This window comes from Lysinibacillus xylanilyticus (assembly GCF_001708185.1).
GTDB classification, from domain to species: Bacteria; Bacillota; Bacilli; order Bacillales_A; family Planococcaceae; genus Lysinibacillus; species Lysinibacillus xylanilyticus_A.
The window spans coordinates 747,749-763,405 of the sequence record NZ_MDDN01000001.1 but is presented as its reverse complement, the minus strand read 5'-3'; the positions used below and the strand labels follow the sequence as shown (position 1 = coordinate 763,405).

Genomic DNA, 15,657 nt, shown 5'->3' with positions numbered 1-15,657 from the left:
ATAAACATTACATGAAAGTAATGTTTCTGCTACTAGATAATATCGAAAATACAGGAAAAAAACAACTTGTAAAGAGTAGGGAGTATTAGATGTCGATTCCATTTCACAAATTGTTCATAATTTCGTACTTTAACCTTCACAATTCATTTTAGAAAATGTTTTACTATAGATATGTTGTTTTTAATTATATTTCTAGACAAAGCTAATTTTTACAACTTCATCTAAATTTCACTTAATGTCTAGAAATCAATCGCAAATTTCGCTATAGTAAACATTAGCGGAATATGCTTACAAAAATGAAAGGAGAGGTATCATGTCAAACGGTCGTGCACTGACGGCTACTAGAAATGGTGGACCAGAATCAACATCTGTTGTAAAAGATTTCTTAGCACTAATAAAAATTGGAATCGTAAACTCGAATCTTGTCACAACGTTTACAGGGATGTGGCTGGCATTTCAATTTACTAGTAGACACTTCTTGCAAGAGCTTGATGTCATATTGTTCACCATGCTGGGTGCGGCATTAATAATAGGTGGCTCAGGCGCAATGAATAACTTTATTGATCAGGATATTGACCCAATCATGAAAAGAACGAAGGCAAGACCGACAGTAACAGGTAGATTTAAGCCGAATTTTGTATTGACCATTGCCCTCTCATTTTTAATTGTAGGTGAAATTTTGTTATTTGCGGCATCGTTTGCAGCCGGCATGTGGGGACTAGTAGGAATATTTGCTTATGTCGTTCTGTACTCAATGTGGTCAAAGAGGAAGCATGTTAGTAACACGGTTGTAGGAAGTATTTCAGGTGCGATTCCACCAGTTATTGGGTTTGCAGCTGTTGAACCTGCATTAGGTCCAGGAGCACTTGCCTTATTCCTTATTATGTTTGTATGGCAACCTCCGCATTTTTACGCGCTTGCCATGAAACGTACTGAAGAATATCGTGCAGCTAATATACCGATGCTACCTGTAGTAAAAGGATTTAAACGAACGAAGTACTCGATGTTATTTTGGATTATTTTATTATTACCGTTACCATTCCTTTTACCAGAGCTTGGGGTAGGCTTCTTAATTCTTGCGACTGCATTGAACTTGGGCTGGGTGATTCTAGCTTTTAAAGGCTTTACTACAAAAGATGATTTGAAATGGGCAAATAAAATGTTTATCTATTCATTGAACCATATGACAATACTATTTGTATCCATTATCATATTTGCGTTGTTTAGCTAAATTTGGGGATTCTTTCTTATCCTAAAGAATTCATATAGACAGAACTAATGTCCTAGGTACACATGAAAATACAACAAAGAAAGAGGGGTTTAATTAAGCTATGATGAAAGGGCTTAAAAAATGGCGTCTTTTTTCACTTCTAGCAGTGATGATGGTTTTCCTTTCTGGTTGTGGTGAAGATTATATTTCTGCACTGAAACCATCTGGTCAAGTAGGTAAAGAACAATTCAATCTATTACTGTTAGCTACGGGAATTATGACGTTAGTAGTAGTAGTAGTATCCGTTATCTATTTACTTGCATTCGTAAAATTCCGCCGTTCAAAAGTTGGCGAAAATGTTATTCCTAAGCAAGTAGAAGGAAGTCACACTCTCGAAGTGATTTGGACAGTTATTCCAATTATTTTATTATTAATCTTAGCTGTACCAGTTGTTACGGCTACTTACAAATTTGCAGATGTTGCTGCTATGGACGAAGTAGATGAAAATGGTGACAAAACAGCACTTACAGTAAATGTAACTGCAAAATTATACTGGTGGGAGTTTGAATACCCTAACCAAGGTATTATAACTTCTCAAGAACTAGTTGTACCAACAGGTCAAAAAGTTTACTTTAACTTAAAGGCTGCCGATGTAAAGCACTCATTCTGGATTCCTGCTATAGGCGGTAAAATGGATACGAACGTAGATAACTTAAACAAATTCTATCTAGTATTCGATAAAGAATCGAAAGACCTTAAAGACGGCGTATTCTATGGTAAATGTGCTGAATTATGTGGTCCTTCACACGCATTAATGGACTTCAAAGTTAAAGCATTAAGCCCAGATGCATTCGATGCATGGGTAGCTTCAATGAAAGCAACAGAAGGAAAAGTGGCTGACAAAGCTTCAACAGATCTTGGTGAAGCAACATTTGCTAAAAGTTGTTTAGGTTGTCATGCTGTTTCTGGATCAGGAGCAGGAGGTACACCAGGTCCTAACTTAACTACATTTGGTGACCGTAACCGTGTTGCTGGTTTCTTAGAACATAATGAAGAAAACTTAAAAGCTTGGATTAAGAACCCTGGAGAATTCAAACCAGGTAACTTAATGATGAATGCAGAGGGCACTGCGCCTGTTTATGGCGACTTATCCGACGAAGAAATTGAAGCTCTAGCAACTTATATCATGGGCTTATCTGTTGAGAAATAATTTTTAGTTATTGTAACAAACTTTGAGGGAGGTAAAAGTTGTGAGCTCATACACACAGAAAAAGGGCTTTGGAGCAAATGTCTGGGACTACATTACAACTGTCGACCATAAAAAGTTAGCAGTAATGTATTTATTAGCCGGTACATTGTTCTTTGCTATCGCTGGTTTTGAAGCGTTATTAATGCGTATTCAGTTAATGAAACCAAATAACGATTTCATCTCAGCTGGTTTTTTCAATGAATTATTAACAATGCACGGAACGACAATGTTATTCCTAGCTGCGACTCCATTACTATTCGCATTTATGAACATGCTTGTACCATTACAAATTGGTGCGCGTGACGTTGCATTCCCATTCCTTAACTCTTTAGGGTTCTGGTTATTCTTCCTAGGTGCAGTATTCCTTCACCTGTCATTCTTTATGGGTGGCGCTCCTGATGCGGGCTGGACGTCTTATGCATCATTATCTTTATATTCTCCAGGACATGGTATTGACTTCTATGTTCTTGGTTTACAAATTTCAGGGGCAGGTACATTAATTTCAGGTCTTAACTTTATCGTTACGATTATTACAATGCGTGCTCCAGGTATGACATTCATGCGTATGCCATTATTCACTTGGACTGCTCTTGTATCAAGTGCACTAATTCTATTCGCATTCCCTCCATTAACTATTGGTTTATTAATGATGTTATTTGACCGTATGTTCGGTGGTAACTTCTTCGATCATACAATGGGTGGTAACACAATTATTTGGGAACACTTATTCTGGATCTTCGGACACCCAGAGGTTTATATCTTAATATTACCAGCGTTTGGTTTATTCTCTGAGATTATTCCAGCGTTCTCTCGTAAACGTTTATTTGGATACTCTTCAATGGTATTCGCAACAATTTTAATCGGTTTCTTAGGGTTCATGGTTTGGGCTCACCACATGTTTACAGTTGGTCTTGGGCCAACAGCCAACGCAATTTTTGCTGTTGCAACAATGGCAATTGCTGTACCAACAGGTATGAAAGTATTCAACTGGATCTTAACTCTTTGGGGCGGATCTATTAAAGTTACAACACCAATGCTTTATGCACTTGGTTTCATCCCGTCATTCGTTGCGGGTGGTGTTACAGGGGTTATGCAAGCATCTGCACCTCTTGACTACCAATTACACGATTCTTACTTTATCGTTGCTCACTTCCACTACGTAATCGTTGGTGGTATCGTAACAGCGATATTTGGTTCAGCACACTTCTACTGGCCAATTTTCTTCAACCGTATGTTAAACGAAACGCTTGGTAAACTTACTTTCTGGATTTTCTTCATCGGATTCCATTTAACGTTCTTCGTTCAACACTTCTTAGGTTTAATGGGTATGCCACGTCGCGTATTCACTTACATGGAAGGTCAAGGTTGGGATCAGTTCAACTTTATCTCTACGATCGGTGCATTAATGATGGGTGTAGGGGTTATCATAATGGTAATTAACTGCTTATTGTCTATCAAAGGCGAACCAGCAGGTCGCGACCCATGGGGCGATGGACGTACTTTAGAATGGTCTATTCCACAACCAATCCCATTCTATAACTTCCGTCAAACACCTCTTGTTCGTGGTTTAGATCCATGGTGGATTGAAAAACAAGAAGGAAATAAAGAAATGACTTTTGCTGAGCCAGTCGGTGATATTCATATGCCTAACAACTCAGCTATCCCATTTGTTATTTCTCTAGGTATGTTTATTGCAGCATTCGGTGCACTTTATCATCCAGATGCAGATAAACCTTGGTCTATTTATATTTTAATTGGTGGTCTTGCAATTACATTTGGTGCTATGATTTTCCGTTCTGTTAAGGATGATCACGGTTTCCACTTACACAAAGAAGAAATTCTTGAAATTGAAGAACATCTTTACGGCAAAGGGGGAAATAAATAATGGATTTCAATACTAAATTTACTCCTCATACTTGGCCAGATCATCCTGAACAAGCTACGATGGAAGGTAAAAATAAAGTTGTTGGTTTCTGGATTTTCCTTGCCTGTGAAGTTGTACTTTTCGCAAGTTTATTCGCTACTTACCTAGCGCTTAAGAACAAAGGGCCAGCTGGCATGGAGTTCACAACACAAAGTTTATTTGAATTACCTTTAGCTTTCGCTATGACGATGTTATTATTAACATCTTCACTAACATCTGTTTATGCAATTTACCATATGCGTAACTTTAACTTTAAAGCTATGCAAACTTGGTTTGGTATTACATTACTTTTAGGTCTTGGATTCTTAGGTCTTGAAATCTATGAGTTTTATCACTATGTACACAAAGGCTTCACATTTGACCAATCTGCGTTCTCAACTGCGTTTTATTCATTAGTTGGTACACATGGTTTCCACGTAACTTTAGGTCTTGTGTGGATTTCAACGTTAATGATTCGTAACGCTAAACGTGGTCTTAACTTATACAATGCGCCTAAATTCTTCGTGGCTGCTTTATACTGGCACTTTATCGACGTAGTTTGGGTATTTATCTTTACAGTAGTATACTTGATGGGAGTGATCGGATAATATGTCATCACACGATACACCGATAGTTGCTAAGTCTCAGGCACAATACGAGTATGATCGTCATCATAATGCCGTTCATATGCGTAAACAAGTAGTCAACTTTGCGATCATGATTTTCTTTACGTTTATCGCATTCGCAGTAGTTGCAGCTGATTTTTCTAAATACTTAATATTCCCGCTCATTTTATTGCTTGCTGGTGTTCAAGTTGTTCTTCAACTTTACTCTTTCATGCACTTAGAAGACAAAAAAACACACTTCGGTGGTGTAATTGGTTTCTTCATGTGGATGGGTATATTAATCGCATTTACATTCTTCTTAGCATTTTTAACAATTATTTGGTGGTAATCACCAAAAAAGCACGTTCTCTACCTAGCGTAGGAACGTGCTTTTCTTTTTTCTATTGTATCAATGAAATTATGGAGTTTTAAAGTATGGCTTGGGCAAAACGAGTGGTTGATTTCCGTTCCGACTGGACGCTTTGTTACTGACGCTTTGCTTTCGCACAGAGCAGAGCTTCCTGGGGGCTTCAGATGAGCCGCTTCTGTGATTGCTACGAGAAAACAAAAGCGGCAACAATGTCAATTACTTCACTGTTATAAATATATTCTGTTCAATAATGGTTCGTTGTCCTAGCGTCCAATTTTGAAATTCATAAAATTTATAAAAATTCTACGCTATTGTTGATTGGAGTGGAAGGCTACTCGACTCCCGTGGGAAAGCGAGACAGACGAGACCCTGGACGGAGCGAAGCGGAGGAAGCGGCTCGACGCTCGCCCACAGGAAAGCGAGTAGCCTGGAACGGAAATCGCCCACATTAAAGCCCAACACCATTCACAGATTTCTTTGACCGTATTATTTTTTACAATGTGAACAACAGTAAACTGTGGATAGTTATTTGTTCACCTTTCGTTCATTGCAGAATAAGTGTAAGCGTTCTATAATAGGAGTACTGAAGTTAAAGGAGTGCGTTCTATATGCCACTTAGTATATTTGGTTTCCAAGCTTTATGGAGCCCATACTTAATAGGGGTTCTTGTTTTCATAACAGTCATCTATTTTTTAGTCACAACAAAGTGGCGCAAGGATTTTAAAGTAAGTGAGCCTCTGAAAAAGGGAGAGGCAATTTATTTTGTACTGGCAATGGTAACGATTTATATTATTAAAGGATCTCCAATAGATTTAATGGCGCACATTATGTTTACGATGCATATGGTGCAAATGGCTATACTATTGTTACTTGTACCGATTTTCTTAATTAAAGGGATTCCGTGGTGGGTATGGAAAGTTGCGATTGAAGCACCAGTTGTTAGATCTGTATTTAGAGTGCTAACATTACCTGTCGTTGCGGTAATTGTGTTTATCGGTCTATTTTCTTTCTATCATTTACCAGATGTATTAGATTACATTAAGTTAAATGAAACATTACATGGTACATATACGTTTGTATTATTTGTTTCTGCTGTTTTAATGTATTGGCCATTAATCCACACGGTGCCAAATAGTCCGCAAATGAAGCCATTGCATAAGTTAGCCTATATTATTGCTAATGCGGTCTTAATTACACCTGCTTGTGGGCTAATTATTTTCGCACCAAACGCTATGTATGAAACATATACAAATGGTGAAGCATGGCTTAAGGCAATGGAGCTTTGTGTACCAGCTTCAACATTATCTGGTTTATCCCTATCAGGACCAGAGCTCTTTACAGATATGACACCTGTTGCGGATCAGCAACTAGGCGGCGTTCTTATGAAGATTTTACAAGAGCTTATTTTTGGCGTTTTAATTGGCACTATCTTTACAAGATGGTATCGATCAGAACAAAAGGATCCTGATAAAATTACAGCTGATGCGTTAAAAGAACATCAAAAGAAATGGGAAAGTCAGCAGCAACATCAATTGTAAAATAGAAATTTACTTTGTATAAGGAGTTTTGTGAATGGAATTGCAAATTTTGCCTACTATAAGTACATCATTCATCGTTATCAGTGCTGTACTTGTGGCTATTGGTTGGGGCTTAATCATAAAAAGAAAGGTAGAAGCACATAAAAAAGTAATGTTAGCTGCAGGGGTTGCTGCACTTACCTTCTTTATCATTTATGTTTCACGTACAGTATTTATTGGTAATACAGCGTTTGGTGGAGGAGAAGATTTAAAACCATATTATACTTTCTTCTTGATTTTCCATATTACCCTTGCGACAGTAGGAGCAGTATTTGGTATTGTTAGCATTATTTCTGGTTTGAAAACTAATATCAAGCTTCACCGTCGTATTGGACCGATTACAAGTATTATTTGGTTCTTCGTAGCGATTACTGGGGTTTTAGTATACTTTTTACTATATGTTTTATTCGAACCAGGTGAAACAACATCTGCCATTAAAGCTATTTTTGGTTTCTAACTTCTATTAGCGGGTATCCAAACATCCGTACCTGTCGCTACGATTTCGGTACAAAAAACATCCGCTGAAATAGAGGAACTCAGTCTAAGAACGCCACGTCCTGTGGCAACGACTAAGTGACCAACATCTACATGTTGGCCTAAAGCTTCCAGACACAATTATGCCGAGGTATAATTGATTAAAAAAGATCTCCCTCCTTATTCTTGAGAAGGTGGGAGATTTTTTATAGATGTTTGATTAAATAGAGAAAGAAACACAACAACGAGTAAAGGACCAATTAAAATACCGAAAAACCCAAATATTTCATAACCGATAAACATGGCAATAAAAGTTGTCAGTGAAGACAGTCCGATTTTATTTCCGATTACTTTAGGCTCAATCATACGTCTAACTAAAAATAGTACGATTGTGAGTATGACTAAAACAGCAACAAAGACATAATCACCTGTAAAGACTTTGTAAATTGCCCAAGGAATCAGCAATATAAATGAGTCTAAAAAAGGAATGAAATCTAAAATGACTAGTAAGAGTGCTAAAATAAGTGGGAAAGGTGTTTTAAGAAAATAAAAGGTTCCTAAAGCTATAGCAAAAATACAAATACTAACTAAAAATTGTGCTTTTATAAAACCAAATAATGCAAGTTTTACACGTTGTCCAATAAATAGTATTTTTTGATGGTAGTGGAAGGGAATAGGCGTTAACATTTTACGATTAATAGTTGGTAATTCTAAAAGGAACATGTATAACACAATCCAATAAACAAAAATATCAAACAAACGTGAAGCTATATACGTAAGTAAAGATGACCAAACATTCACACTTGTTAAAGAAAGTGCAAATTTTTCGATTGCGGATAGGCCCTGTGCTATCATAAGTTGAATTTGTATAACTAGATCTAAGGGCAATTGATAAGTATAATTGGAAAGCTTGGATTGTATTTGAATCCATATGGCTGATAGCTGATTAAGGTACTCTGGAATTTGAATGATAAATGTTGAAAATTGTTTCCAACTTATAAATATAACGAAAATACATAATAGTAATGTCATACTTAAAAAGAACATAAAAAAAATGGAAGCGACTACTTTGCGTTTTTTTCGGAATCGTTTACTGATTCGTATGATTACAGGTTCTAATAGTAAAGCTGTTACGTAGGCAAGTAGTATTGGTAATGACAAGGATATAATCCAGAGGATTGCAATCGCGATAGCTATAACGATTATTGGATGACGAAAAAAAGGACTTTTAAAGAATTGTAACATTTATCTCACCTACATCATGTTAAAGATATAGGTAGTATGAGAAGAAATAGTTTTTTTACTCAAAATAAAAAAGACTGGACCACCAGTCTTTTCAGATATAGCTATTGCACTGTATGCTGTTGCCAACTTGATGTACTGTCACCGTTTGACAGATAAATAATAAAATGATTCCGAATGTTTAATCGACATGCACCGTGAAATAACTATCTAAAATTACGCATGAATTTTAAAAGCTTCTAGGTCTAATTTAACCTTTTTTAAGATTTCTTCACATTTTTTTACCAGATGAGCTGGGAAAACTTCGTCATCTCCATACTCAACGCCGTGTGGATAGTAGTACTTACCAAGAACTGGTTTCATTAATGTTAGGATTGCATCGTGTGCACCAACATCACCAGATTTTGCATATGCAAATACACGTAAGTAGTAACGTCCCTCGCGAGTATCGAAACGCTTATCAAATGTCATACGTTCGTAGTCCCAGCCGCCATCACATTCTAAACCATTTTGTTTCATGATGCTTACAATAAGTTCTTGATCAGCTGTTAAATTTTCAAGGTTAGTATTTTCAAAATACATCTATAATCCTCCTTTAGGTTCTCGTACAAAGTATACGCTCATTTTTATAATAGAGCATATTTAACATTGTTGCAATGACAACATTGTGTCAACCCAATTACAATTGATATAATAATTTACAGAATAATGGCGATGAAAAGGAGTCAAATATGAAAGCTTTATTTCGCATTTTTATGGCATGTGCTGCAATTGCGTTGATTGGCTTTATGTTTTTTAATACACCACGGGAAAACGAACCATTAAAAGGTCCGAATGCCAATTCAAATGTTATTCCTAAAACCGAGTTAAAGCAGCCTGAAGTAGGTGCGGTGACACGCCCAAAAAGTGGGATGTCGACATTAATCGGTCAAGAAGCAAAGAAGGTTTTGGATAAATACGGTGAACCAGCGCGGAAAGAACCATCATCCTTTGGCTATGAATGGTGGGTCTATAATGCAAGTGCTTCTACATTTTTTATGGTAGGCGTTCAAAATAATGTTGTGACACAAGTTTACATAGCTGGTGAAGATTTAGATGCTTATCCGTTTAAAATTGGACAGAAGCGCGATGATATTTACCGAATGACACTCATTGATTATGAAGTATCTGCGAATGTAGGTGAAAATATTTTCGTGTTCTCGATGAGTGAAGAAGATATGCAGACACGATTGCTTGTAAAATTCGATGGGCTTTTTGCGCAACTCTATATAGATAGAGAAACAAGTGAGCTACAAGGAATACGCTTTACTAATAGTAAAACGCTTGCTCTTCATCAACCTTATGAAATGACTTATCAAGGTGAACTTGTTACATCAACACCACCTTCCTCGTTTTTACAGCAGGAAATTAATGAAGCAAATGCTAGACAGTTAGACGATTTAATAAATGTAACAAGGGTTCATCATGATTTACCAGTAGTAGAAATTGATGAGTCATTAGAAGAAGTAGCAAAAATGCATAGTGAAGATATGAAGGTTCAAAATTTTCTTGGACATGAATCACCAACAAATGGAGATTTAAAAAAGAGATTAGAAACACAGGGAATCATCTATAGTGAGGCCAATGAAAATCTTGCAACTGATTATTTTGATGCAATCGAAGCAATGCATGGTTGGCTTAATTCCCCTGAGCATCGAAAGGTTATTTTAAATGATAAATACACTACAGTAGGATCTGGCGTATTTTTAAACTATTATACACAAATATTTTTAGAACCTTCTTCTCAAGAGCTGGATAGTGAGAATAAAGACACTGAGGAACCGGTAGAAAATATTGATGAATCATCACCATATTAATCAGTGGGGGTTTTCTTCATCCTCACTGATAGTAGTCTCCACCAATTAGGCGTTAACGCGGGATACATATAAATCTAAGACTGAAGATAAACTTGGCACAATCAAGTTTATCTTCAGTCTTTTCATTTTATACGAAAAAGATAAGCACAATGACCGCTTAGATTTTTCGTCACACGGATACAGACGCCGTCATATGATAGAGAACTGAAAGGGGGAATGAAGCTTGCAATTAGCTGAACTATTGAAAGACTGGCCATGTAGCGTGACTGGAGGATCGATTCGCACAATTATTACGGGCGTTGAGGATTATGCACAGGCGATTAAGCCTGGAAATATTTTTATTGTTCGTAAGGGGAAGAAAACATCGGGAAGTCGCTTTGTAAATGAAGCAATTGATCGGGGTGCTGCCGCTATAGTATCAGAGGAAAGTATCTCACTACCTATTACCGATCAAAACATACCTTTTGTGTGGGTTCCGAATACATCGTTATTTTTATCGTATGCGAGTGCAAAACTTTCAGCCTTTCCAGCAGAAGCATTAACAGTAATTGCGATTACAGGTACAAATGGTAAAACAACAGTCAGTCATTTTGTGAGCCAGTTGTTAAGAGCCTTACATAAAAATGTAGCAGTTATTGGAACGGTAGGATTTTTCATTAATGAAGAGAAACAACAAACAAAGTATGAGCAATTAACAACATTGCAAGCAAAAGAGTTACATCCGATTTTAAAGCAATGTGTACGAAATGGTGTTACACATGTTGTTTTAGAAGCTTCATCGATGGGGTTACAGCAACATAGACTTGATCATTGTGATATCGATTGTGGCGTTTTTTTAAATTTATCGGAGGACCATTTAGAAGATCATGGAGGACTTGAGGCATATAAACGTGCGAAAAAAAGATTGGCAGATTTATCAAAAAAGCTAGTATTAAATGGAGATGATAATTTTTGCCGTTCTGTCGGTATTTATGATAAGAAAAAATCCTGCTCATTTGGCTTTGATAATCACAATGATTTACATATCCAAATTGTCAGTGAATCAATTGGAAAAACAGTACTTTGTTTACAAACCTCATCAAGTGAGCATATTGTAGAAATTCCTTTTGTTGGTAAGTATCATGTGCAAAATGCTGTAGCTGCGTTAATGACTTTGTGGCGCCTAGGTTTTTCCATTGATGAAATAGCAGCGCATATATGGTTGTTGAGGCTACCAGAAGGAAGACTTGAAAAAATAGACAATACATTTGGAATTGATGTGTATGTAGATTATGCGCATACTGCAGAAGCATTGCAGGCTGTTTTACAAACTTTTGATAGCTCGAAAACGCTTTATCTCGTATTTAGCTGTGGGGGGAATCGTGATAAGGCCAAACGATTTGCGATGGGAGCGGTAGCTAGTAAGTATGCGGATATTATTTATTTAACAACCGATAATCCACGTGATGAAGACCCGATCTTAATTAATGAAAGTATTATTGCTGGTTTTACTGAACAGCAATACTATGAAATCTATCTAGATCGAAAAATTGCTATTCATAAGGCATTAGCAAAGGCTGAAAAAGGTGATATTGTATTAGTTGCCGGAAAAGGGCATGAACAGACTCAACAAATAAAAAATCAAAAACTCCCTTTTTCCGATCAACAATGTATTCGAGATTACTTTTTAAATCTTATGACTAAGGACGGCGTTGAATGACAAAGAAAGTAGCGGTCGCAATCGCAAGTTTTCGCCCAGTCTCATCTTCAATATCACATTCCATCACAAGTGTTTGACGTCCCTTATGTACGAAACGTCCACGAGCGATTAGTTCTTTGTTAGTTGTTGTTGCAATATAAGAGACATTGATATTAGTTGTGACCACATTAAAGCCTTCTGGTACAGAACGCGAAGCAAGCCCTCCCATTGCTGCATCTGCAATTGTAGCAATAATTCCTCCATGTGGAACCTTAATGGTATTATGGATAACGGGTGTAATGGGGATACGAACCTCGCTAATCTCAGTATCAAATTTGCCAACCATATGTAAGGCGGCATTAATATAACGGCGGTGGACACCTTGTTGTTTATCACGAAGTCCTGACAATAAATGCAGTAAAACTTCCTCATCTTCAGCTGTGCTGTTTTGTAAAATATCTGCTAGTAATTCTTCTATTTGTCCTTTAGACGATGTGACCAATTAGAAAACTCCTTTATTTAAAAATATCAATAATGTAAAATTACCACAAAATCTGTTATGATGGGAAAGAGATTGGGGGAATTTAATATGATGATGACCTCTGACTGGGTAATCATTTTGGATGAGGCCGATGCGCTTTGTGAGATGATTCTTTCCTCTGAGCCTGCGAAAACGCTGCAACAAGCGTATGATGCTGTTTATAGCGATGCTCAATTAGTGCAAGCTATTTACGCATTTAATCGCATAAAAGAGCAGTACGAAGATGTACAACGTTTCGGAAAATATCATCCGGACTATCATACAATCATGAAATCGATTCGTCAGCAAAAGCGCGCGCTCGATTTAAATGAAAAAGTTTCGGCCTTAAAGATTGCTGAAAATGATTTTCAAGATTTACTTGACGAGATAAGTCTACTTATGGGGAAAACTGTATCAGAAGCAGTGAAAGTTCCTGTAAGTAATCCGTTCTTTGCATCAGGTTCTTCCTGTGGCGGAGGATGTGGCTCAGGCGGTTCTTGCTCTTGCTCTGCATAAACTAAGTAATACTTCTTTTTAGACTGTAACAAACTCGATGAATTATGAGTTTGTATACAGTCTTTTTTCTATAACTGCGGGGTGTAATAGTTGCAGAAAAATTGTATAGTAATTGAATAAGCAATATAGAAATAAAAGGAGGATAAACAAATGAAAACTTATCGAATTGCCGTTATACCAGGAGATGGCATAGGTAAAGAGGTTGTACCAGCGGCGATAGAAGTTCTTAATAAAGCTGCTCAATTAGATGGAAGCTTTCAGTTTGAATGGACAACATTCCTCTGGGGCTGTGACTATTATTTAGAAACAGGTAAAATGATGCCTGATAATGGTATTGAAATATTGAAAGGTTATGATCAAATTTTCTTAGGTGCGGTTGGCATGCCTGATTTAGTACCAGATCACATTTCATTATGGGGACTACTTATTAAAATTCGCCGTGAGATGAAACAATCTATTAATGTACGTCCAGCAAAGCTACTTCAAGGTTTGCCTTCGCCGTTACGTAACCCAAACGGCTTCGATTTTGTCGTTGTACGTGAAAACTCAGAGGGAGAGTATGCTGAAAGTGGTGGCAGAATACATAGTGGACAAGATGAGGTTGCTATCCAAAATGCCATTTTTACAAGGAAGGGTACAGAACGTGCGATGCGGTATGCATTTGAAATGGCGAAAACTCGACGTCAGCATGTTACAAGTGCCACAAAATCGAATGGAATTACATACAGTATGCCTTTTTGGGATGAAGTATTTGCGCAAGTAGGTAAAGATTATGAGAACATAGGACAAGAATCTAATCATATTGATGCTTTAGCTGCCTTTTTAGTAATGAAGCCAGATCATTTTGATGTTATCGTTGCATCAAATTTATTTGGCGATATTTTAACAGATTTAGGTGGTGCAATTATGGGGAGCATCGGAATTGCTCCAGCAGCAAATTTAAATATTGAGCGACAATATCCATCTATGTTCGAACCAGTCCATGGCTCTGCGCCCGATATTGCAGGTCAAGGGATAGCCAATCCACTTGGACAAATTTGGACGGGTAAAATGATGCTTGATTTTTTAGGCTATCATGAGCTTGGCACAAGGGTACTAAATGCAATAGAAGCAACATTAGCACAAGGTGTTAAAACAGCCGATTTGGGCGGAACAGCAACATTACGAGATGTGACAGATACAGTATTATGTTATCTGAAATAAAAGCTCAAAATGCATGGGGTGAGAGCTACAATCAAACTCTTTGAATACAGCGGGATTCGGGGCATAACGGGTATAAAAGACAGAATATTTAATTTTTATAAGTAAAAGGTAAGGGCTGTTAAAAGTGGCCCTTACCAATTCAAGTAGTAACCTAGTTTCTATCTAGTACTAGCTTAAAAATAGAGAGTAAGCTCCATTCTAGTTTTCATTTTTTTGTAATAGTTCTACAGCGATATCAGGCCGATCTGTAACGATACCTTTTGCACCGTTGTGAATTAACTTACTCATTGTTGCCGCATCATTGATTGTCCAATAGTGAACAGGGATGTTTAAGTTGCTTAAAAACTGAATAAACTTCGGTGAATCCAGTGCAATAACCCCTGATTTTGGCGGTATTTGGAATACATCTACCTTTGGGTGATATAAATGTCCAAATTGGCTTGAGAAAGAAGCGAATGCTTTACGAACATCTGATTCACCTGCACCAAGTGCTACTTGATTTTGTGCATATAGATTAAAGCGATCTATCTGTTCACCGTAAGTACTTGTGACAACTACTCGGTTCTCAGCACCAAGCTCTTCAATTAAACGCCATAGTTTAGATGGCATTAAACTTCCCTCATACGTATCTGGTGCATCTTTAATATCAATATTTATCAACATATTTGGATAATTTTCTAGTAGATCACGTAACGTTACGACGTCTATTTTTTCATTTCGATAAGGAAATTCCCCATCCAAATCTTCAAATTGATAACCGTGGTTTAATGCATTTATTTCTGCTAAAGTCATGTCTGCAACAAGACCATAGCCATCTGTCGTACGCTCAACAGTATCATCGTGGAATACGATGATTTCCTCATCTTTAGTTAAGCGAATGTCTATTTCAAAGCCGTCAACACCTAACTGTGCGGCTTTTTCAAAAGCAGGCATTGTATGCTCAGGTGCTAAATCGGCACCGCCACGATGTGCAAGAATAACTGGATGATCGAATTGTAATGCTTGTTTACTTTCTCGTTGTTGAGGTTTAGAAATAGCTTTACTACCTGCCCAAGCAGCTGCACTTGCTGCTGCAATTGCGAGCGCAATCTTTGTTTTCTTACCCATATTCGTCCTCCTTAACAATAAAATGATATAAAAAGTACTGGCAAATTCACTTATAGAATTTTTTGTGTCTAGTTCCCTATTAACTTATATAAGTGAAAGTAAAACTCTGAATCAACGTTGTATGCTTTTTTATTATAACGGAAAAAT

At 37.1% G+C, this 15,657-nt stretch carries 15 protein-coding genes; 11 read left to right on the top strand and 4 right to left on the bottom strand.

Features of this window, described 5'->3' with window-relative positions; translation table 11 throughout:
* The first annotated feature begins 313 nt into the window (after window positions 1–313).
* From cyoE to BFJ97_RS03725, 7 genes are all read left to right on the top strand, one after another.
* A complete protein-coding gene (gene cyoE / locus BFJ97_RS03755; RefSeq protein ID WP_068983284.1) occupies window positions 314–1,231 on the top strand; it encodes a heme o synthase in 918 nt (305 codons plus the stop codon).
* Window positions 1,232–1,331: 100 nt separating this feature from the next.
* Entirely contained in the window at window positions 1,332–2,420 is a 1,089-nt protein-coding gene (coxB, locus tag BFJ97_RS03750; RefSeq protein ID WP_068983283.1) for a cytochrome c oxidase subunit II, read from the top strand.
* 40 nt (window positions 2,421–2,460) lie between these two features.
* Window positions 2,461–4,344, top strand: coding sequence for a cytochrome c oxidase subunit I (gene ctaD, locus BFJ97_RS03745; RefSeq protein WP_068983282.1), 1,884 nt, complete (start codon window positions 2,461–2,463; stop codon window positions 4,342–4,344).
* On the top strand, window positions 4,344–4,970 hold the full coding sequence (locus BFJ97_RS03740) for a cytochrome c oxidase subunit 3 (RefSeq protein WP_068983281.1): 627 nt from the start codon (window positions 4,344–4,346) through the stop codon (window positions 4,968–4,970). Before ctaD ends, BFJ97_RS03740 begins: the two co-directional genes overlap by 1 nt.
* 1 nt (window position 4,971) lies before the next feature.
* Window positions 4,972–5,316 (top strand): cytochrome C oxidase subunit IV family protein, encoded by a 345-nt coding sequence (locus BFJ97_RS03735; protein WP_068983280.1) that lies wholly within the window; start codon window positions 4,972–4,974, stop codon window positions 5,314–5,316.
* A gap of 629 nt (window positions 5,317–5,945) precedes the next feature.
* A complete protein-coding gene (ctaG, locus tag BFJ97_RS03730) occupies window positions 5,946–6,875 on the top strand; it encodes a cytochrome c oxidase assembly factor CtaG (protein WP_068983279.1) in 930 nt (309 codons plus the stop codon).
* Between the two features lie 34 nt (window positions 6,876–6,909).
* A complete protein-coding gene (locus BFJ97_RS03725; protein WP_068983278.1) occupies window positions 6,910–7,371 on the top strand; it encodes a DUF420 domain-containing protein in 462 nt (153 codons plus the stop codon).
* A 197-nt stretch (window positions 7,372–7,568) separates the two neighbouring features.
* On the opposite strand, the gene ytvI is transcribed toward BFJ97_RS03725, so the two are convergent.
* Window positions 7,569–8,633: a sporulation integral membrane protein YtvI gene (gene ytvI / locus BFJ97_RS03720; RefSeq protein ID WP_083226893.1), complete on the bottom strand. Its 1,065-nt coding sequence runs from the start codon at window positions 8,631–8,633 to the stop codon at window positions 7,569–7,571.
* A gap of 213 nt (window positions 8,634–8,846) precedes the next feature.
* On the bottom strand, window positions 8,847–9,212 hold the full coding sequence (locus BFJ97_RS03715) for a YugN family protein (RefSeq protein ID WP_068983277.1): 366 nt from the start codon (window positions 9,210–9,212) through the stop codon (window positions 8,847–8,849).
* Window positions 9,213–9,361: 149 nt separating this feature from the next.
* On the opposite strand from BFJ97_RS03715, the gene BFJ97_RS03710 reads away from it, so the two are divergent.
* Window positions 9,362–10,486 (top strand): CAP domain-containing protein, encoded by a 1,125-nt coding sequence (locus tag BFJ97_RS03710; protein WP_068983276.1) that lies wholly within the window; start codon window positions 9,362–9,364, stop codon window positions 10,484–10,486.
* Between the two features lie 223 nt (window positions 10,487–10,709).
* Window positions 10,710–12,185 (top strand): UDP-N-acetylmuramoyl-L-alanyl-D-glutamate--2,6-diaminopimelate ligase, encoded by a 1,476-nt coding sequence (locus tag BFJ97_RS03705; protein WP_068983275.1) that lies wholly within the window; start codon window positions 10,710–10,712, stop codon window positions 12,183–12,185.
* Here the strand turns inward: BFJ97_RS03705 and BFJ97_RS03700 are convergent.
* Complete coding sequence (locus BFJ97_RS03700) at window positions 12,166–12,666, bottom strand: PaaI family thioesterase (protein ID WP_068983274.1); 501 nt, start codon at window positions 12,664–12,666, stop codon at window positions 12,166–12,168. The two genes, BFJ97_RS03705 and BFJ97_RS03700, sit on opposite strands and share 20 nt — an antisense overlap.
* Window positions 12,667–12,753: 87 nt before the next feature.
* On the opposite strand from BFJ97_RS03700, the gene BFJ97_RS03695 reads away from it, so the two are divergent.
* Together BFJ97_RS03695 and BFJ97_RS03690 are read left to right on the top strand one after the other, a co-directional pair.
* Window positions 12,754–13,200 carry a YlbF family regulator gene (locus BFJ97_RS03695; protein WP_068983273.1) on the top strand — a complete coding sequence of 149 codons (447 nt, stop codon included), beginning with the start codon at window positions 12,754–12,756 and terminating at the stop codon, window positions 13,198–13,200.
* A 150-nt stretch (window positions 13,201–13,350) separates the two neighbouring features.
* Window positions 13,351–14,403, top strand: coding sequence for a tartrate dehydrogenase (locus BFJ97_RS03690; RefSeq protein WP_068983272.1), 1,053 nt, complete (start codon window positions 13,351–13,353; stop codon window positions 14,401–14,403).
* Between the two features lie 198 nt (window positions 14,404–14,601).
* On the opposite strand, the gene BFJ97_RS03685 is transcribed toward BFJ97_RS03690, so the two are convergent.
* Window positions 14,602–15,510 carry a glycerophosphodiester phosphodiesterase gene (locus BFJ97_RS03685; RefSeq protein WP_068983271.1) on the bottom strand — a complete coding sequence of 303 codons (909 nt, stop codon included), beginning with the start codon at window positions 15,508–15,510 and terminating at the stop codon, window positions 14,602–14,604.
* Between the last annotated feature and the right edge of the window lie 147 nt (window positions 15,511–15,657).

Excerpts from the sequence above, each read along its gene's own strand:
- BFJ97_RS03735 (WP_068983280.1), top strand. The coding sequence starts at position 4,972 with ATGTCATCACACGATACACCGATAGTTGCTAAGTCTCAGGCACAATAC.
- BFJ97_RS03710 (WP_068983276.1), top strand. The coding sequence starts at position 9,362 with ATGAAAGCTTTATTTCGCATTTTTATGGCATGTGCTGCAATTGCGTTG.
- BFJ97_RS03715 (WP_068983277.1), bottom strand. The coding sequence starts at position 9,212 with ATGTATTTTGAAAATACTAACCTTGAAAATTTAACAGCTGATCAAGAA.
- BFJ97_RS03685 (WP_068983271.1), bottom strand. The coding sequence starts at position 15,510 with ATGGGTAAGAAAACAAAGATTGCGCTCGCAATTGCAGCAGCAAGTGCA.
- cyoE (WP_068983284.1), top strand. The coding sequence starts at position 314 with ATGTCAAACGGTCGTGCACTGACGGCTACTAGAAATGGTGGACCAGAA.
- BFJ97_RS03695 (WP_068983273.1), top strand. The coding sequence starts at position 12,754 with ATGATGATGACCTCTGACTGGGTAATCATTTTGGATGAGGCCGATGCG.
- ytvI (WP_083226893.1), bottom strand. The coding sequence starts at position 8,633 with ATGTTACAATTCTTTAAAAGTCCTTTTTTTCGTCATCCAATAATCGTT.
- BFJ97_RS03740 (WP_068983281.1), top strand. The coding sequence starts at position 4,344 with ATGGATTTCAATACTAAATTTACTCCTCATACTTGGCCAGATCATCCT.
- coxB (WP_068983283.1), top strand. The coding sequence starts at position 1,332 with ATGATGAAAGGGCTTAAAAAATGGCGTCTTTTTTCACTTCTAGCAGTG.
- ctaG (WP_068983279.1), top strand. The coding sequence starts at position 5,946 with ATGCCACTTAGTATATTTGGTTTCCAAGCTTTATGGAGCCCATACTTA.
- BFJ97_RS03690 (WP_068983272.1), top strand. The coding sequence starts at position 13,351 with ATGAAAACTTATCGAATTGCCGTTATACCAGGAGATGGCATAGGTAAA.
- BFJ97_RS03725 (WP_068983278.1), top strand. The coding sequence starts at position 6,910 with ATGGAATTGCAAATTTTGCCTACTATAAGTACATCATTCATCGTTATC.